An 18,471-nucleotide genomic window follows, 5' to 3' on the forward strand; every position below is an offset into this window, starting at 1 on the left:
ATGAGTACCGATAACCGTGCCGCCGTCATCGAAGATTTCCTCAAGAAAATCCGCGTCATCAATCAACGCGGCGTCGACCGTGCTGCATTGACGCAAATCGTCGCCTTGCTCGAAACCCTGGCCGAGCGTCGCGATCTGTTCAATTTCGACGCGTTCCCGGCTCCGGTGCCAGGGCAGGGCAGCACCGCGTTCCGCTACCGTCTCAACGATGATGGCGACACGCCGACGCTGTACCTCAACTCTTTGTTGCCGGGCAAAAGCACCATTGCTCACAACCACGAAACCTGGGCGATCATCAGCGCCGTCGAAGGCCAGGAAATCAACTACGTCTACGCCCGTGATGACGAGGGCAGCGAGCCTGGGTTCACCACCCTGCACCTGGAAAAAGAAGTGATCGTGCAGCCTGGCACATCGATCTCGTTCCTCGGTGAAGACCTGCATGGCATCCGTGTCGAAGGCGAGCAGCCGACCCTGCATTTCCATCTTTATGGCTTGCCGCTGGAATCGCTCAATGGCCGTTATGGGGTCGAGGCCGACGGGCGCATTCTCAACTACAACGCCTCGCAAATGGCGCCGTCGATCAAGGCCTACGCATGAATCGGACCGTAACTCCAGGGCAACTGCAGCAATGGCTGTTCGACGGGCAGGAAATTGCCCTGTTTGACGTGCGTGAGCACGGCCAATATGGCGAAGCCCATCTGTTTCACGGGGTGAACCTGCCCTACAGTCGCCTGGAATTGGAGGTCCGACGCCTGGCGCCGAATCCACAGGTGCGGTTGGTGATTTATGACCAGAACGGTGGGGACGTTGTGGCCCGAGCCGCTCAGCGTCTGCAGGCGTTGGGGTATGGTCGCGTGCATATTCTCGACGGTGGTGCCGATGGCTGGCAGGCGGCAGGACTGCAACTGTTTGCCGGTGTGCACGTGCCGTCCAAGGCCTTTGGCGAGTTGGTGGAAGAGGTCAGTCATACGCCGCACGTCACCGCCAGGCAGTTGGCCGAATGGCAAGCCCGGGGCGAACCGCTGGTGGTGCTGGACGGTCGGCCGTTCGACGAATACCGCAAGATGACCATTCCCGGTTCCGTCTGTTGCCCGAATGGCGAACTGGGCTATCGCGTACACGATCTGGTGCCGGACGACAGCACGCCGATCGTGGTCAATTGCGCCGGTCGAACCCGCAGCATTATTGGCGCCCAGACCCTGATCAATCTGGGTCTGAAGAACCCGGTCTACGCCCTGGAAAACGGCACCCAGGGCTGGGATCTGGCAGATTTTCAGCTGGAGCATGGCAGCACCCGCCGCTATGCCGAGGAGGTGTCATCGACAACCTTGCCGGCACAGCGCCTCGCGGCGGCCCAACTGGCCGAACGGGCCGGGGTACAAACCGTTGCAGCCGCGCAGGTCGAACAATGGGCCGCAGAGGCCGGACGCAGCCTGTTTCTGTGCGATGTGCGCACCGCCGAGGAGTTTGCCGCTGGCAGCCTGCCGGGCGCGCAACACACGCCGGGTGGCCAGCTGATTCAATCTATCGATTTGTACATCGGCGTGCGTCAGGCGCGGGTGGTGCTGATCGACAGCGATGGCGTGCGGGCACCGATTATTGCCAGCTGGCTTCGGCAGTTGGGGCATGAGGCTTATGTTTTAGCGGACGGGGTGAATAGCGGTCTGGCGTTGCCGGCGGTGGAGGCCCCCGCACACGAAGCGTTGCCAGTGATCACGGCACAAGCCCTGAACGATGCGCTGAAGGATAACGCGGTGGCACTGATTGACCTGCGGCCGAGCATGACTTGGCGCAAAGGTCATATCGCCGGCTCGCGCTGGTCGATCCGCTCGTTGCTGGCGAGTGAGTTGGCCGATGAACAGCGACCTCTGGTGTTGCTGGCCGATGACCCGCTGCTGGCTGCGTTCGCCACGCTGGAGTTGCCCAATGCTCAGCGTGCACAAACCCGGTTGTTGGACGGTGGTGTCGAGGCCTGGCGTGCGGCCGGGTTTGCGCTGCAAGAGGATGCCAACACACCGCCCGATCACCAGTGCATCGATTTCCTGTTCTTTACCCACGATCGTCACTCCGGCAACAAGGACGCGGCGCGTCAGTATCTGGCCTGGGAAATCGGCTTGTTGGCGCAAATGAGCGCAGACGAAATCGCCAGCCTCAAACCGTTGCGCGCACAGTCTCAAGCCACCCGTGATGCACGGGTTCGTACCCGTCTGGTGCATTCGGCGCGAACTGAAAAGGGCCGTGGTGGTCGGGCGGTCAACGTGCCGGTCACTCGTTTGAGCACGGTGCTGTTCGACAACCTTGCACAAATGCGCGACGCCCGTGCTCGTCGTGATAGCGAACGGGTTCTGAGCTATGGCGCCCGTGGCAATCCGACGGCGTTCGCCCTGGAAGATCTGGTGACGGAACTGGAAGGCGGTTATCGCTCGCGCTTGTTCGGCACCGGGCTGGCGGCAGTGGCGCAGACATTTCTGGCCTACTTGCGGCCCGGCGATCATGTGCTGATCACCGATGCGGTATATGCCCCCGTGCGGCGTCTGGCCCGGGAGCTGCTTGAGCCGTTCGGCATCCAGGTCAGCTACTTCGCGCCTGACGGCAACGGCCTGCAAGCGCAACTGCAAGCCAATACCAAAATGGTCTACACCGAGGTGCCCGGCTCGCTGTTGTATGAACTCTGCGACCTGCCGGCCATTGCCGCATTGTGCAAACCGCGCGGCATTCTGCTGGCCGTGGACAACACCTGGGGCTCGGGCTACCTGTACCGGCCACTGACCCTGGGCGCGGACATCTCGATTATGGCGTTGACCAAGTACCTGTGCGGTCACAGCGATGTGGTCATGGGCAGCGTCTGTGCCCGGCAAGAGGTCTGGCAGCCACTGGCATCCATGAGCGACACCTTTGGCATCGCCGTCAGTCCCGACGATGCCTATCTGGTGCTACGAGGTGCACGAACCCTGGCACCGCGCCTCGACGTACACGAACGCCAGGCCCTGGAAATCGCTCAATGGCTACAGGCGCAACCGCAGGTGAAGCGGGTGTTCCATCCAGCGTTGCCCGATCATCCCCATCACGCACTGTGGCGGCGGGACTTCACTGGCAGCAACGGTTTGCTGTCCTTCGAACTGCGCGAGGCCGACGCCAGGTACGTCGAACGGTTTATCGATGCGCTGCAGGTGTTTGGTCTGGGCGCGTCCTGGGGGGGCTATGAAAGCCTGGTCACCGTCGCCGATACCAAGGATCGCAACAGTGCGGTAGATCGTGCATTGAACCCGGTGCTGCGGCTGCACATCGGCCTGGAAGATGTCGACGCGTTGATCGAGGATTTGCAACGTGGGTTCGCCGCCGTGAACCAGGGCTTGCGCGATCTGTAGCAGCTGCCGAGCCTGCGAGGCTGCGTTCGGCTGCGAAGCAGTCGTGAATCCGACTAACGCGGTCCGCCTGACGTACGGCAAGCTCTGGTTTGACGACTGCTTCGCAGCCGAACGCAGCCTCGCAAGCTCGACAGCTGCTACAGGCGAACGCAGCCTCGCAAGCTCGACAGCTGCTACAGGCGAACGCAGCCTTTGGCAACTGTTACTGGCATTAGGGTTTGCGCAGCACAAGCAACAACAACGCCGCAGCCGCCAGCACCGCTCCGACGATGAAAGTGCTGGCCGAGCCCGAGGTCTCCCACAACGCGCCGGCGAGCACACTGGCGATCAATAGGCACACGCCGCTGATCAAATTGAACAAGCCGAACGCCGTGCCCCTGAGGTGTTCGGGCGCGGTGTCGGCGATCAGCGTTGCGAGAATGCCCTGGCTGAAGCCCATGTGCAGGCCCCACAGGGCCACGCCCGCCAGCATGGTCATGATCGAGTCTGCATGCGCCAATAACAGGTCTGCCAGGATCAGCAGGACGATGCCGACACACAGCACTTTGGTGCGGCTGATCCGGTCGGACAACCAGCCGGCAGGGTAGGCGGACACGGCATAGAGCAGCGACATGACCACCATCACCATCGGCACCCAGGTTGCTGTCAGGCCTGTTTGTTGCGCCTTCAAAACCAGAAAGGCTTCGCTGAAACGGGCCAGTGTGAAGAGCCCACCGACGATCACCACCCACCAATAATCGCGCGAAAAATCCCGCAGAACCTTCCAGTGGATAGGCGAGCGAAAGGCGCGTTCGCCAGCGACAGTGGTTGGCTCTTTGACCCCACCGACAATCAGCGCCACCGATATCACCGCCGGGATCACCGCAAACCACAACACCAGATGGATCTGCCCGAGCCAAAGCATCAGCACGATGGCCAGAATCGGACCCAGAATGGCGCCCACGGTGTCCATCGACTGGCGCAAGCCAAAGCAGGCGCCACGGATTTCTGCGGGGGCGATGTCGGCGACCAGCGCATCTCGCGGCGCGCCACGAATGCCTTTGCCGATGCGATCCAGAAAACGCGCGGTGAACACCACATCGACCGAGTGCGCGAGGGGAAAGAGCGGTTTCGACAAGGCGGCCAGACCGTAGCCCATCAACAGCAAGCCTTTGCGCCGGCCGATAAAGTCGCTGATGGCGCCGGAGAAGATCTTGGTCAGCATCGCGGTCGCTTCGGCGATGCCCTCGATCACCCCGACGGTCAACGCGCTCGCGCCCAAGGTCGTGACCAGAAATATCGGCAGCAGGCTGTGCACCAGCTCTGAAGACAGGTCCATGAACAGGCTGACAAAACCCAGGGCCCAGACCGTGGAGGGGATGCGCAGTGAAGCCGGTCTGGGGTTCGAGAGGTTGTCCATGCTGGTTTCCGGGATTGAATGCTCACCGATTGTTTATGTCGCCAACCCCCATAGATCAGGCCTAAAGGTTCTGACTCAAAAAGAGCAGCGTATTGCCATGGGCCTCGACCGCCGCCCGCTGGTTGTAGCTGTCACGGTGTGAGCAGTTGAAGCCATGTTCGGCACCCGGATACACCTCGATATCGACGTCATCGTTGAACTCGAAACGCTCGGCGATTTGCTTCACGGCGTCGATGGGGATGTGGCTGTCCTGTTCGCCGAAGTGCATCAGCACCGGCACCTTGATTTCATCGGCTCGATCCAGCTGGTTCTGAATGCCGCCGCCGTAGTAGGCGATCGCCACGTCGACGAAACCGTTGGCTGCGGTGTTGTATGACAGCATGCCGCCGAAGCAGAAACCGATAGAAGCGATCCTGCCGTCCAGCCCCGGCTGCGCTTTCAGGGCGTCAATGGCCAGTTTGATGTCGGCCTGCGCTTTTTTGGTGTCGGTGGCGTTCATCAGCTCGACGGCGCGTTTCCAGCCGGCTTCGTCGTAGCCCAGTTCGATACGGTGGCCGTTGCGCCAGAACAGATCCGGCGCGATGACCAGGTAGCCGTCGGCGGCGTATTGCTCGGCGACCGAGCGGATGTGCTCGTTGACGCCGAAGATTTCCTGAATCAGCACAATCCCCGGACCTTTAAGGGTGTGGGGGATTGCCAGGTAAGCGCCGAAGGTGCCCTCGGCGCTGGTGATTTCGATCCATTGGGTGGTCACGCTCATGATGGCTCCTTTACATAAGTTGGGTGGGTTATCGAGACGCTGGCGGATCAGCGGTGACTGCGCCGCCAGAAGTATCGAGCCAGCAGCGCGTCGACGCTGAGCTTTCCGGCCCCCGAGAGCAGCAACGGCAGGAGGGCTGCGAGGTAGATCAGCGGCAGTTTGAAGTTGCCGTGGCCTTTATTGCTGATGGCATAACCCTGGGCAAGTTCACTCAATGTAGACCAATCGGCCGGCCAGTGAACGGCAGCGGTCGCGACGATCGTGACCACGGTCAGAATAATCGCCGAAACCCGCGTTCCCAGGCCCACCAGCAGGGCGAGGGCACAGATCAATTCGGCCCACATCGCCAGTTCCCAATTCAGCGTGGCCGGCACGTGGTTGAAGGGAAACGGGAAGCGGTGCTGGATGTCGGCGAACCAGTTCTGGCCGTTCCATTTTTCCAGGCCTGATTCGAAAAATTCCCAGGCCAGAAACACCCGCAAGGTCAGGGGGCCGATCCAGCTGCCGGCACGGTCGAGGTTCAGGTGCAGGCCTTTGAGGGCCGACGAGAGGGCGGTTTTCATGGGCTTGAGCTCCGGGATTCATTGTGGGGGGGCGTAGCAGCTGCCGAGCAGCGCGAGGCTGCGTTCGGCTGCGAAGCAGTCGCGAAATCAAACGGTGCGGTTTTTCAGGTAAACCGTGAGTATCGGGTTTACGACTGCTTCGCAGCCGAACGCAGCCTCGCGCTGCTCGGCAGCTGCTACGGGGTCATCAGGGGGTTAAACATAGGCACGGGCCTGGTTTCGTTTGTACTTCAACGCAATCTTGCCCAGCAGCCGAATGACGATTGCCGAAAACATCAAACCGAACGGCAATACGTACCAGGCGCTCAGGGGGATGCGTTTGAAGTTGGAGTAGGTGAACACCGCCGCGAGCACCCACATGCCGCTGACGTGCAGGGCTTTCCAGGCTTTGGGGCCGATCAGCCGCGCCGTGGGTTTGAATGAGGTCAGCGCCATCAGCAGGATGAACAGGTAACCGACCGAGCCCGGGATGTTGCCGGCCGTGGTGCGGCCGGGCCAGAACTCGGGGTTCAGTTGGCCATAGCTGTAGATCAGGATGGCGTGCACCAGGTGGGAAAACGCAAAGGCCAGGCCGATGAAGCGTCGTTCGCGCACCAACGAACGGGTGAAAGGCGAGGGCACCAGCACGGCGAGGGCCGATGCGGTGAACGCGGCAAGAAACAGTGCAAACGAGGTGCGCGCGGTAGCGCGAATGGCGCTGCGGGTGGCTTCCACCAGATCCGGGTTCAGCAGCAGAATCAGGCTGGTCATCACCAGCACCAGCACCAGCAAGGACAGCAGGCCAAACAGCGACCAGCCGTGGTATCGAGAAACCTGGGTCGTCATGACAACACTCCTGAGCAAAGGGCCGACCCGGTTTTTGCCGTTGGTCAGCGGACAGCAGGAGTTTTTCAACCGGGTGTATAGGCGGTATGTCCGAAAGATCGCCCGGCGCAAGTTCATGTATCCCGGGCCGCGATAGATACATTCCCATACAAAACTGTGATTCAGCCCCGGCCAGCGGCGTCTAGCGACAGTGTCCCCGCAATCCCATGGGGCGAGACTTTCGGAACCCGGCATGCAAGCGCTGTTGAACGAGATCCTTGACGCAGTCCGACCGTTGATCGGTCAGGGCAAAGTGGCTGACTACATTCCCGCCCTCGGCACCGTGCCGGCCAATCAGTTGGGCATTGCCGTGTATGGCAATGACGGCGAGTTGTTTTGTGCCGGAGACGCCGACACGCCGTTCTCTGTGCAAAGTATTTCCAAGGTGTTCAGCCTGGTACAGGCCATCGACCATTCCGGCGAAGCGATTTGGGAGCGTTTGGGCCATGAGCCGTCCGGACAGCCGTTCAACTCGCTGGTGCAGCTGGAATTCGAACGCGGTCGCCCGCGCAATCCCTTCATCAACGCCGGCGCGCTGGTGATCTGCGACATCAACCAATCACGTTTTGCCGCGCCGGCGTTGTCGATGCGCGATTTTGTCCGGCGTTTGTCCGGCAACCCGAATGTCATGGTGGACGGCAAGGTCGCCGAGTCCGAATACCAGCACCGCGCGCGTAACGCAGCGATGGCTTATCTGATGCAATCGTTCGGCAACTTTCATAACGACGTCGAAGCCGTGCTGCGCAGCTACTTCAGCCATTGCGCGCTGCGCATGAGTTGCGTGGATCTGGCCCGCACGTTCTGCTTTCTGGCCAACGACGGTTTCTGCAAACACAGCGGCGCCCAGATCCTCAGCGCCCGCCAGACCCAGCAAGTCAACTCGATCATGGCCACCAGCGGGCTGTATGACGAAGCCGGTAACTTTGCCTATCGCGTCGGTCTGCCGGGCAAGAGCGGCGTGGGCGGGGGCATCGTCGCGGTAGTGCCGGGGCAATTCACGGTGTGCGTCTGGTCCCCGGAATTGAACGCTGCCGGCAACTCCCTCGCTGGCATGGCCGCGCTGGAGTTGTTGAGTCAGCGGATTGGCTGGTCGGTGTTCTGATGACCTGTCTTGACTAGCGTCCGATGAACGCTACCGTGAAGCAGGCATTCTTTGACTCAAGGGGCGGGTGACTTCATGGTGAATTTCGGTTCCGCGCTTCTAGTCTTCAACGACCCGGACACTCATTTGCGCAAAGGCTTGTCTGCCGTGGTCCAGATAGGCGACACCCTGTGGGTCGCCAATGATGAATCCTTGAGCCTGGAGCGCTTCACCTTGCGTGAGCGCGTCGGTGCGGGCGAGTTTCTGTTTGATCAGCACAAACAATTCCCGTTGGCGTCCCTGTTGACGCTGCCGGTCATCCCGACGATTGGCGAAGAATTCGTTGAGGCAGACCTGGAAGGCATGAGTTACGACCGCGACACGGGGTATCTCTGGATGGTGGGGTCTCACAGCCTGAAACGGAAAAAACCCGATAGCTCCAAGTCCCTGAAGAAAAACGCCGAGCGTCTGGCAACTGTCAGTCGCGATGGCAATCGTTTTCTCCTGGCCCGGATTCCGGTGGTCGAAGAAAACGGGACGTTCACTTTGGTAAAGAGCACCGTTAACGATGATCGAGTTGCCGCCCAATTGTCCGGCGATCAACTGGGTAACGAATTGCTCGATGAACTCAAGGACGACGAGCATGTAGGGGCATTTCTGCACATTCCCGGCAAGGATAACGGGTTCGATACCGAAGGCCTCGAGGTCAATGGCAAGCGGGTTTTTATCGGGTTGCGAGGGCCTGTACTGCGGGGCTGGACCATTGTTCTGGAGGTCGAACCCGAAGACCATCCCGATGCTGTTCACACGCTGACGCTGAAAAAAATCGGGCCCAAGGGGCGCAAATACCGAAAGCATTTTCTCCAGTTGGGCGGGCTCGGCGTCAGGGATTTGTGCATCGATGGTGATGACATGCTGATTCTGGCCGGGCCGACGATGAACCTCGACGGGCCTGTCAGCGTATTTCGATGGCTCGACGGTGCCAGGCCAACAGACGAAAGTTTTGTCTTCAGCGAACAATTGACGACGGTCCTGGAGGTTCCTTACGGGCAAGGAGAGGATAAAGGCCGCGATCATGCCGAAGGACTGACCTTTATCAGCACCGCGGGCGTAGAAGAGCCCTTGCTGCTGGTGGTCTATGACGCGAACGCCGGATGGCGCAAACAGGGGAGCAATCGCCTGGAGCAAGATGTATTTCGACTGGCAAAAAAGTAACCGCTACTGCGCCCCAGTGAATGACGCTCCACGGATTTTCCTATACATTTTCTGGCCGCTCTCCTGCATGGTGAAACCGTTTCATGTCTCTTGCACTCGAACGTCTAGTCGCTGGCACGCCAATCCCTTTTGCCGGTAACCGTGTCACTGTCGTCAGCCCCGAACTGGCGGCGCGCTTTCAGCCCGGCGACCATCTGCTGGTGGAGCAGGTCAGCGGCGAATTGTTGCTGATCCCGGTGGCGGACCAGCAAGCGGCGGCGGTTGCCATCGAGCGCGCGGAATCGGCATTCGCTGCAATGTCTGCCGTCTCGGATCAAGCCATCAGCGAGTTCTTCGATCATTTTGCTCAACGCCTGGAAACCCCGGAATGCTGGGCCCTGATTGCAGCCGCCAACCTGGCCGACATCGAGCGAGCCAAGGCGCGCGGGCGTTCCACCACTCGGTTGCTCGCCGATGAACGTATGCGCGGTGACATGATCGCCGGCCTGCGGGCTTGGCGCGATGCCCCGGCCACCCGTGGCAAAGTCGTGAGCTGCGTCGAGCACGACGGCTGGAAAGTCGAGCAAGTGGTCTCGCCGCTGGGTATCGTCGCGTTCGTGTTCGAAGGCCGACCGAATGTCTTTGCCGACGCCGCCGGTGTATTGCGCACCGGTAACACCGCAGTGCTGCGCATTGGCAGCGACGCGTTGGGCACTGCCCAGGCCATCGTCACCCACGCATTGAATCCGGCATTGGCCGACGCCGGGTTGCCGACCGGAGCAGTTTCGCTGGTGGAAAGCGTCAATCACGCCGCTGGTTGGGCGATGTTCGCCGATCGGCGCCTGTCATTGGCCGTGGCCCGTGGTTCGGGACGGGCGGTCAGCCAGTTGGGCAGCATCGCGCAACAGGCCGGCACCGCCGTCAGCTTGCACGGCACCGGCGGCGCGTGGCTGATCGCCGACAAACACGCCGATGCCCAGCGCTTTGCCGCCGTAGTGCGCAACTCGCTGGACCGCAAAGTCTGCAACACCCTCAACGTTTGCTTGATCCACCGCGACCGCGCCGCCGAACTGGTGCCGTTGTTTCTCGATGCACTGCAACAGGCCGGCACCGCTCGGGGCCAGGGCTGCAAGTTGCATATCGTCGAGGGGAGCGAACAGCATTTGCCAATTGATTGGCAAACCGCGAGCGTCGAGGTGTACCGCGCCGAAGGCTATCAGACCGAAGCGTTGGCCGAACCGCTGCCCGAGGATCAATTGGGCCGCGAGTGGGAGTGGGAAGAAACCCCGGAAGTCAGCCTGAAGATCGTCGACGACCTGGACCAGGCCATTGCCTTGTTCAATCGTTACAGCCCGCAATTCACCGTGTCGCTGATCAGTGAAGATGCCCCGGCGCAGGAGCGTTTCTACAACGCGGTCAACGCGCCTTTTGTTGGCAACGGGATTACCCGCTGGGTTGACGGTCAGTACGCGCTGAACAAGCCGGAACTGGGGCTTTCGAACTGGGAAAGTGGCCGCCTGTTTGCGCGCAGCGCGATTCTCTCGGGGGATGGCGTGTTTACCATCCGTAGTCGCATGACGCAGACGAGTCTGTCGGTCAAGCGCTGAGACGCCACTCCAGCTCGGTAAGTTAAGCCGCGCAAACCTGTGGGAGCGGGCTTGCTCGCGAAAGCGGTGTGTCAGGCGACATCATTGTTGACTGTGCCGCCATCTTCGCGAGCAAGCCCGCTCCCACAGGATATTCGTCGCTCTTATATCTTACCGGCATCAGGGGCAGCCCCCCGATCGCAGGCAACGGCACGCACTATACTTAATGTGTGTCCGCGTCTGCGGTGGGGCGGGCGGCGCATCTGATTACGTGAGGGAGAGTTGCGCCATGAAACTTCATTCCTTTCAACATTACTCTCATGATCTGGAATCGGTCGTTCACGACGCGTGGATTACCACCAGAGTGAAGTCGGCCCTGGCATTGGCCGACTCATCCCTTGGCCTGCATGTCCATGTCAAAACACATGCGGGCAGGGTGGCATTGAGCGGCCGCGTCAACACTCATAGACAGTGTGAGCAGGCTGTTGCTCTGGCCCGTTCGGTTCCTGGTGTCGTCGACATCGATGCCAGCGAATTGCTCACTCATGTGTTCACGCCGGGCAGTTTTCCAGAAGCGCCCAATGCCGAAGAGACCACTGAACGTCGGTCACAATCGTCTACAAAAATCGACGATAAATGACAGGGGCGATCTTGTGAGTGTCACATTCCCGGTCGGGAACCGAGGACGGGCGTAGTCGCGCGCGTGCCCACTTTGTAACGCTGCGCCAAGCTTGGTGCAGCTCGGGCAGACGAACCCTTCAGGCGGCTTCGACCGCTTGACCATACACCGCACAGGTGTCCGGGTGCTCGGCCAGCGACACGAAGTTGCGCCGGCTGGCATCCAGCGCATCGACGGTGCCGGTCTCGATGTCATAAACCCAACCATGCAGATTCAGCAGGCCTTTTTCCTGGGCCAGACGCACGCTTGGGTGAGTCTGGATGTTCGCCAGTTGGGCGATGACATTTTCCCGGACCATCGAACTTACCTTGGCTGCGTCGCTGGCGTGAGGGCGGGAGTCATTGATTACCTTGGCCGACTCGGCGTGTTGCAACCAGCCGCTGACGGCGGGCAGGTGATCCATGCATGTGCACTGAGCGATGGCGGTCATGGCGCCGCAGTCCGAATGCCCGCAGATCACGATGTCCGTCACGCCCAATACCGCGACCGCATATTCGACCGTGGCCGACACGCCGCCGGGATGCGGACTGTACGAGGGCACGATGTTGCCGGCATTGCGCACCACGAACAGTTCGCCGGGCTCTTGCTGGGTCAGCAATTCCGGCACTACGCGGCTGTCGGAACAGGTGATGAACAATGTGCCGGGATGCTGGGTGGTGGCCAGGTGTTTGAACAGGTCGGTACGTTGTGGGAAGGCTTCGTTCTGGAACTTCAATAAACCTTCGATGAGCGCTTTCATGGCTGACTTCCTTGCATGAGTGAGGGGGGTAAGACGCAGAACCTGTAGGAGCGAGGCTTGCCCGCGAAGAATGCACTGCGGTTTTTCAGGTATTACGCGTCATCGTTCTTCGCGGGCAAGCCTCGCTCCTACAGGTTGTTTTAGAACGGACGCAACGGCAGGAACTTGCCGTCCAGAGTAATCACTGCGCGGGAACCACCTTCCGGGTCTTCAACTTTCTTCATGTCCAGCTTGAAGTTGATCGCGCTGATGATGCCGTCGCCGAATTGCTCGTGAACCAAGGCTTTGAGCGTGGTGCCGTAGATCTGGATCATTTCGTAGAAACGGTAGATGGTCGGGTCGGTCGGGACACCCGAGAGGCTGCCGCGCAGCGGAATGATCTGCAGGCGGGCCACGGCGTCGGCGTCCAGTTCGAGTTTCTCGCCAATCACCTTGGCGGCAGCTTCCGGCAGCGGATGTTGGCCGAGCAGGGCGGCGGTGACATAGGCCAGGCCCAGGCCGGTGCCATCGGTCAAATCCTGCCAGGACAGACTCTTGCGCGCCTTGGCATCGAGGATTGAAGTGGTCAGGGCCAGACTCGGGTCTTGGTAAGCATGGGACTGTTGCATGGTGTGACTCCTATCGGTTGTCGCTGGAAAGTGCAGCCATCTTCGGTCGATTGATCCATAGCGTCCAAGACCGATATACAATGCTTCGCATAAGTCCTGCCTATAGATGGTGTGCCCATGCTGCTCCGACATTTGCGCTATTTGCTGGCAGTCGCCGACCACGGCGGCTTCACCCGCGCCGCCGAGGCGCTGCATGTCTCCCAACCGACGCTGTCCCAGCAGATCCGGCAACTGGAGGAATCCCTGGGCGTCAACCTGTTCGACCGCACTTCGCGCACGGTCAAACCGACCGATGCGGGGCTGGCCTATATCGAAAGTGCTCGTCGGGTACTGGTGGAACTTGAAGCAGGGAAACGCGCGCTGCATGACGTGAAGGATTTGTCCCGCGGCAGTTTGCGACTGGCCATGACGCCAACGTTCATGGCATATCTGGTGGGGCCGTTGGTGCGCGACTACGTGGCGAATTTTCCGAACATCCATCTGCAGATTTTCGAGTTATCGATGGATGACATCGAGGCCGGGTTGCTCGATGACTCGCTGGACATTGCCATTGCCTTTACCCCGGTGAGAAGCCCCGACATCGAGTGCGTGCCGGCGTTTGTCGAGACGTTGGGCTTGATGGTCGGGCGCAGTCATCCGTTGTACGAGCGCCAGAACCCGCTATCGCCGAAGGAGGTGGCGCAATTGGAGTTCGCGTTGCTGACGCCGGGCTTCATCACCCGATCTTCCATCGACGGGTATTTTCGGCAACAGAACATTACGCCCAAGGTGGCGATCGAGGTGAACTCGGTGAGTACGCTGTTGGAGGTCATTCGTCACGCGCCGATGGCCACCATCCTGCCGGAACCCATCGCCACCGCGGAACGGGCATTGCGCAAAATTCCGCTGCAGGGGGCGGCGCCCAACCGAGGGGCCGCGCTGCTTCGGCGCAAAAACAACTATCACAGTGCGGCGTCGGTGGCCTTCATGGATCTGGTATTGGGCGCGGCTGCGGTCGAGTCGGCGAAGTCAGTCATCCACTGATTGGCACAGCCCATTGGGAGCCTTGCCGGTGGAGGACACGGTCACCGAATCGTCATCGGCGAGGATGATCGAGATCGTGATGCCCGAACCCCTGGCTTCGAAGTGGCGATCGTTGATGGCTTTGGTTACCGCCTCTTTGCTGTTGATCAATACCGGACCGTCCTGATCTGCATGGACGACGACTTTACCGGGGCAGTCCACATCGAATGAGGGAATGCCAGGGAGGGTGTTCGCATGGACAGCATTCGCCATCGCGAACACTATGAATATCAGGATTTTGTTCATCGCAAGCCTCCAGAGATCCAGCAGGGCATACGGTTAACCATAGCTTTGTTTGGTGCGCACGAGACAAACGAAAAGGCCCCGCTCGATACTCCGAGCGGGGCCTTCTTTCTTTACTGAGGGGATATCAATACAAGCGATCAATCACCCGAACTTCGTTCTGGTTCTGCATCGATGCCCACGCCTGTTTCAGCGTTTGCAGCACATTACCGATGAAGTCTTTGTCGGCCGCGGCTTTCTTGCCGACATAACCCTGGCCGCGACGGTACATCTTCAGTCGGGCGAGCAGGTTCTGGTTGTTCCGGTCGAACTCTTCTTCGTGGGCATGGGGCGACAGGCAGTCGATATGGACCTGGCCCGATTTGCTGATCCACAGAATATGGCTGTCCTGGCTGTCTTTTTGCGCAGCGAACAAGCGAGCCAGTTCATCGATAGTAGGTTGATTGTTCAGATTCATTGTAAGCCCCTTGACCATTTGGTGATCTTTCAAAGTTGATTCGCTAATACAAGTAGCCCATCGGTTAGTTGATCCCTGGCACCGAAACCAGGACGTCAGCGGTCGGCCGTCAATACGACGGGGTCTCGCGTCTGTTGCATGTAGTCGTGTTGAATAACTGCTACGCAATAGCGTCACAACGAAGAGAAGCAGCGAAAACCTGGAGGCCACTGCCGACATTTTCAGGGTCGGCCACAAGCTTCATGAGGATTGATCGCCAGCGCTTCTCGTCCTTTGTACTGGACGTTCAGGCCAGGTCAGCTTCTTCAATCTGCCTTGTGGGCAGCGTGTATCCGGGAAAAACAGCTCGGCGGTCAGACGAGCTTGCTCAAACGTGTTGCCTGTACTCCCGATCGGGGAGATGTCTGCATCATGCAAGGGCAAATCGGAGGCGTCAACGGTTTTGTAGTGATTATTTTTGTTCACTACATATTGTCGGACAAAGTGGTTTTGGAATTAGAAAGTCGGCGTGGCTAGCACCAGCAGAGCTTTGGCGGTGCTGGAATCGTCAAGATCGCAGCCTTCCGTAGGAGCGAGGCTTGCCCGCGAAGAACGATGACGCGGTCCAGCAGTTTGTCCGTGTGATGGCCTTCGCGGGCAAGCCTCGCTCCTACGGGGCCGGGGTAGGAGCTGCCGAAGGCTGCGATCTTTTAAAGCGGTAAACGGTGCAGGGGTAGCCGTCCACTGCCAGTTGATGCACGGTGAATGCTGAGCCGGTGAGATCGGGTATCACCTTGGTCCAGAACCGACGCGCAGGCTGGTTGGCATCGATGTGGAAAATCTGCCATTGACCGGGGAACCGGCTCAAGAGGGCAGAGACGACAAACTTCCCGACGCCTTGGCCACGAAAGCGTCGGCTGACAAAAAAGTAGCCAATGTTGTGCTCCGCACCGACGATATGGGTTTCGTTATCCACGGTCGCGAAACCGGCAAGCTCGCCGTCAACCTTGATCAGAAACGGCCTTGTTGCCGGGTTGCGCCAGTAGTCCTGTCTGGGCTGGATGTTGAAGAAGCCATGTTCACCGAGTTTCAGCGGCAACCATTCGCTGAAGTCATACACGTAGAACTGCATCAGGTTTTCAATGGTTTCCAGTTCGTCGCGCTGAGCGGCGTGCAGTTCTATCGAGGGCTGGCTTCTGATTGTCGTCATGGTTGTACCTTTCAGAAAGCAGGGCTGTTGCCTGATGCGCCGCAGTACCCGTAGGAACGAGGCTTGCCCGCGAAGAACGATAACGCGTAATACCTGAAAAACCGCGGTGAATTCTTAGCGGGCAAGCCACGCTCCTACAGGTTTCGATTCGTTGCAAGTGCCCTCAAGCCTTGCCCGCCGGTTTCGCTGCGCGTTTGGCACCGGTCGAGGGCTTGCGTTTGGCCGGTTTGCGTTTGTTCTTCCACGGTGTGGCACCACGCCCGGCGGGGCTTGCCGGCCCGCTGATGGTCAGGTTCAGGCCGGCGCAACGGGCCACCTGCTTGCTCATCCACGCAGCCTGTTTGGTGACGAACTCTTCCAGGCTCATTTCACCGCTCTGCACCATGTCCAGGGCCTGTTCCCAGATCGCCGTGGTGCCGGGATCGGCAATCGCGCGCGGCACGGCATCGATCAGGCTGAACGCTGCCGGTGTCGCGGCCAGGGCCTTGCCGTTCTTGATCAGGTAGCCGCGGTCCAACAGGCCCTGGATGATCGAGGCGCGTGTGGCTTCGGTGCCGATGCCGGTGGTGTCCTTGAGCTTTTGCTTGAGCAGTGGATCTTCCACCAGTTTGGCGACATTCTTCATCGCCTTGATCAGATCGCCTTCGGTGAATGGCTTGGGCGGCTGGGTCCAGAGGTCCTTGAGCTTCACATCGGCCACCGCGCAGTCACGACCTTCGGCCAGTGCCGGCAGTGTTTGTGGTGCCGGTGCTTCGCGGCCCTTGGCGGGTGCGAGGGCCTCGGGCAGGGCGCGTTTCCAGCCAGGCTCGACAATCTGCTTGCCCACCGCGCGCAAGGCTTCACCGGCGCAATCAAAGTCGGCCTGGGTCCGGTCGTATTCATGGTTGGGCAGGAACTGCGCCAGATAACGCGCACGAATCAGGGTGTAGACCGCCCGTTGTTTGCCTGCCAGTCGCTCGAGATTTTTCGCCGCTGCAGTGGGAATGATGCCGTGGTGAGCGCTGACCTTGGCATCGTTCCAGGCCCGTGAGCGGCGCTGGGGCTCCAGGTGATCGTGCAAGGCGTTCAGGGCCGGGTCGGCCTGCCGCAGCGCAGCAAGAATACTTGGGGCTTCACTGTGCTGACTCAGCGGCAGGTAGCCGCAGTCGCTGCGCGGGTAGGTAATGACTTTGTGGGTTTCGTACAGCGCCTGGGCGATATCGAGTGTTTCCTGGGCGCCGAGCCCGAGTTTCTTCGAGCAGACTTCCTGCAACGTGCCCAGGTCGAACGGCAAAGGCGCGACTTCGCGCATGAGTTCGGTGCGCAGTTTGATCACCCGAGCGCTTGCTGCGTTGCCCATTGCGTAGGCTGCCTGTTGTGCCAAGGCCTGATTCAGGCAGCGATCCTGATCATCGCAAGCGTCGGAGGCCGCGCGCCATTGGGCGGTGAACGCGGTGCCGTCGTGCAGCAGTTGCACATCGATCGCCCAATAAGCGACCGGGACGAAATCGGCAATGCTGCGATCGCGATCCACCACCAGGCGCAAGGTCGGCGTCTGCACCCGACCGACCGGCAACACACCCTGATAGCCGGACTGACGCCCCAGCAGGGTGAACAGCCGACTCATGTTCATCCCGATCAGCCAGTCGGCCCGGGAACGCCCCAATGCCGAATGATAAAGGCTGAACGTCTCGGCCCCTGGCTTGAGCGCCGCCAGTGCCTTGCGGATCGATGCATCGTCCAGCGCCGATAGCCACAATCGCCGGATTGGCCCGCGATAACGGCAATGTTCCACCAGCTCCCGGGCGATCATCTCGCCCTCACGGTCGGCGTCGGTGGCAATCACCAGTTCACTGGCCTCGCCGAGCAAGCGTTTGACCGCCTTGTACTGGCTGGCCGTGCGCGGTTTGACGGTCATCTTCCATTTTTCGGGAATGATCGGCAGATCCGCCAGCACCCAACGCTTGTAACGTGCGTCATAGGCATCCGGCGGTGCGGTTTCCAGCAGATGGCCGATGCACCAGGTCACCGTGACGCCCGTTCCCAGCCAGCAGCCGTCGCCCCGGCGCTTGGCGCCGAGCACGGCCGCGATGTCTTTGGCCTGGGAGGGTTTTTCACAGAGGTACAGCTGCATAACCACCATCATCAATCAGTGTTCGAGAGGTGCACAGAATGGCGGCTGATGAGCGATGGAGCAATCTTTATCTGTATGGATGTACAGCTTTAGCTGTTGCGGTTGATGACAGCGGTCAATCCACCACAAACAACCTGGCGCCAATGGCGGTGGATGAACGATGCGCTTCGGCATTGTCCGCCACCTGATAGCTCATACCCGGCGTGAGGACGAAGACTCGACCGTCCTCCAGTTCGGTGTGCAGTTCTCCCTCCAGGCAAAACAGCACATGCCCCTTTGAGCACCAGTGATCGGCCAGATACCCGGGCGTGTATTCGACGATGCGCGCTCGAATCGCGCCGAACTGCCGGGTACGCCACAGGGCACTGCCAGTCTCGCCCGGGTGTTCGGTGGGTTCGATTTGCGACCAGTCGGTGGTGCCGAAGGGGATGTTGGCAATGTCCATGCTGCTCTCCAGGTTGGGGTATGCTGTTTTGGGACCCCACTGTAGCCCAGGCATGCTCCGTTCGGCTGTGAAGCAGTCGCGATACCGAAACATGAGGTATACCTGTCGGAGCGCGGATACA

Annotated in this window: 18 protein-coding genes; 7 read left to right on the forward strand and 11 right to left on the reverse strand. The window is 60.2% G+C overall.

Going from position 1 to position 18,471, the window contains the following annotated elements; all coding sequences use genetic code 11:
* Both IB250_RS07195 and metC read left to right on the forward strand, forming a co-directional pair.
* A complete protein-coding gene (locus tag IB250_RS07195) occupies positions 1 to 597 on the forward strand; it encodes a cysteine dioxygenase (RefSeq protein ID WP_192343572.1) in 597 nt (198 codons plus the stop codon).
* On the forward strand, positions 594 to 3,368 hold the full coding sequence (metC, locus tag IB250_RS07200; protein ID WP_192343573.1) for a cystathionine beta-lyase: 2,775 nt from the start codon (positions 594 to 596) through the stop codon (positions 3,366 to 3,368). The genes IB250_RS07195 and metC overlap by 4 nt, the downstream gene beginning before the upstream one ends.
* A 211-nt stretch (positions 3,369 to 3,579) precedes the next feature.
* On the opposite strand, the gene IB250_RS07205 is transcribed toward metC, so the two are convergent.
* The 4 genes from IB250_RS07205 to IB250_RS07220 all read right to left on the reverse strand — a co-directional run bounded on the left by IB250_RS07205 (position 3,580) and on the right by IB250_RS07220 (position 6,915).
* A complete protein-coding gene (locus tag IB250_RS07205; RefSeq protein ID WP_192343574.1) occupies positions 3,580 to 4,767 on the reverse strand; it encodes an MFS transporter in 1,188 nt (395 codons plus the stop codon).
* Positions 4,768 to 4,828: 61 nt separating this feature from the next.
* On the reverse strand, positions 4,829 to 5,527 hold the full coding sequence (locus IB250_RS07210; protein WP_192343575.1) for a dienelactone hydrolase family protein: 699 nt from the start codon (positions 5,525 to 5,527) through the stop codon (positions 4,829 to 4,831).
* A 47-nt stretch (positions 5,528 to 5,574) separates the two neighbouring features.
* On the reverse strand, positions 5,575 to 6,090 hold the full coding sequence (locus IB250_RS07215) for a DoxX family protein (RefSeq protein WP_192343576.1): 516 nt from the start codon (positions 6,088 to 6,090) through the stop codon (positions 5,575 to 5,577).
* A 195-nt stretch (positions 6,091 to 6,285) separates the two neighbouring features.
* A complete protein-coding gene (locus tag IB250_RS07220) occupies positions 6,286 to 6,915 on the reverse strand; it encodes a ferric reductase-like transmembrane domain-containing protein (protein WP_192343577.1) in 630 nt (209 codons plus the stop codon).
* Between the two features lie 232 nt (positions 6,916 to 7,147).
* Between IB250_RS07220 and glsB the strand changes: the two genes are divergently transcribed.
* The 4 genes from glsB to IB250_RS07240 all read left to right on the forward strand — a co-directional run bounded on the left by glsB (position 7,148) and on the right by IB250_RS07240 (position 11,455).
* Complete coding sequence (gene glsB / locus IB250_RS07225; protein ID WP_008072010.1) at positions 7,148 to 8,056, forward strand: glutaminase B; 909 nt, start codon at positions 7,148 to 7,150, stop codon at positions 8,054 to 8,056.
* A gap of 75 nt (positions 8,057 to 8,131) precedes the next feature.
* The gene (locus IB250_RS07230) at positions 8,132 to 9,250 is read left to right on the forward strand and encodes a DUF3616 domain-containing protein (RefSeq protein WP_192343804.1); all 1,119 of its coding nucleotides are present in this window, start codon (positions 8,132 to 8,134) and stop codon (positions 9,248 to 9,250) included.
* 83 nt (positions 9,251 to 9,333) lie between these two features.
* Complete coding sequence (locus IB250_RS07235; RefSeq protein ID WP_192343578.1) at positions 9,334 to 10,836, forward strand: aldehyde dehydrogenase family protein; 1,503 nt, start codon at positions 9,334 to 9,336, stop codon at positions 10,834 to 10,836.
* Between the two features lie 268 nt (positions 10,837 to 11,104).
* Entirely contained in the window at positions 11,105 to 11,455 is a 351-nt protein-coding gene (locus tag IB250_RS07240; protein WP_123495315.1) for a BON domain-containing protein, read from the forward strand.
* A gap of 118 nt (positions 11,456 to 11,573) precedes the next feature.
* On the opposite strand, the gene IB250_RS07245 is transcribed toward IB250_RS07240, so the two are convergent.
* Both IB250_RS07245 and cynS read right to left on the reverse strand, forming a co-directional pair.
* Positions 11,574 to 12,233, reverse strand: a complete 660-nt coding sequence (locus tag IB250_RS07245) for a carbonic anhydrase (protein ID WP_192343579.1) — start codon at positions 12,231 to 12,233, stop codon at positions 11,574 to 11,576.
* Positions 12,234 to 12,373: 140 nt separating this feature from the next.
* Complete coding sequence (gene cynS / locus IB250_RS07250; RefSeq protein WP_123495311.1) at positions 12,374 to 12,841, reverse strand: cyanase; 468 nt, start codon at positions 12,839 to 12,841, stop codon at positions 12,374 to 12,376.
* Positions 12,842 to 12,958: 117 nt separating this feature from the next.
* On the opposite strand from cynS, the gene cynR reads away from it, so the two are divergent.
* Positions 12,959 to 13,864, forward strand: a complete 906-nt coding sequence (gene cynR, locus IB250_RS07255; RefSeq protein WP_192343580.1) for a transcriptional regulator CynR — start codon at positions 12,959 to 12,961, stop codon at positions 13,862 to 13,864.
* On the opposite strand, the gene IB250_RS07260 is transcribed toward cynR, so the two are convergent.
* The 5 genes from IB250_RS07260 to IB250_RS07280 all read right to left on the reverse strand — a co-directional run bounded on the left by IB250_RS07260 (position 13,850) and on the right by IB250_RS07280 (position 18,350).
* Positions 13,850 to 14,149 carry a hypothetical protein gene (locus IB250_RS07260; RefSeq protein ID WP_123495307.1) on the reverse strand — a complete coding sequence of 100 codons (300 nt, stop codon included), beginning with the start codon at positions 14,147 to 14,149 and terminating at the stop codon, positions 13,850 to 13,852. The two genes, cynR and IB250_RS07260, sit on opposite strands and share 15 nt — an antisense overlap.
* A 124-nt stretch (positions 14,150 to 14,273) precedes the next feature.
* Complete coding sequence (locus IB250_RS07265) at positions 14,274 to 14,603, reverse strand: hypothetical protein (protein WP_008072022.1); 330 nt, start codon at positions 14,601 to 14,603, stop codon at positions 14,274 to 14,276.
* Between the two features lie 649 nt (positions 14,604 to 15,252).
* Entirely contained in the window at positions 15,253 to 15,792 is a 540-nt protein-coding gene (locus IB250_RS07270; RefSeq protein WP_192343581.1) for a GNAT family N-acetyltransferase, read from the reverse strand.
* Positions 15,793 to 15,955: 163 nt separating this feature from the next.
* Positions 15,956 to 17,905, reverse strand: a complete 1,950-nt coding sequence (locus tag IB250_RS07275) for a DNA topoisomerase III (RefSeq protein WP_192343582.1) — start codon at positions 17,903 to 17,905, stop codon at positions 15,956 to 15,958.
* Positions 17,906 to 18,020: 115 nt separating this feature from the next.
* A complete protein-coding gene (locus tag IB250_RS07280; RefSeq protein WP_007907062.1) occupies positions 18,021 to 18,350 on the reverse strand; it encodes a DHCW motif cupin fold protein in 330 nt (109 codons plus the stop codon).
* Positions 18,351 to 18,471: the final 121 nt, after the last annotated feature.

Origin of the sequence: Pseudomonas sp. PDM09, assembly GCF_014852305.1 — a bacterium.
Lineage (GTDB): Bacteria > Pseudomonadota > Gammaproteobacteria > Pseudomonadales > Pseudomonadaceae > Aquipseudomonas.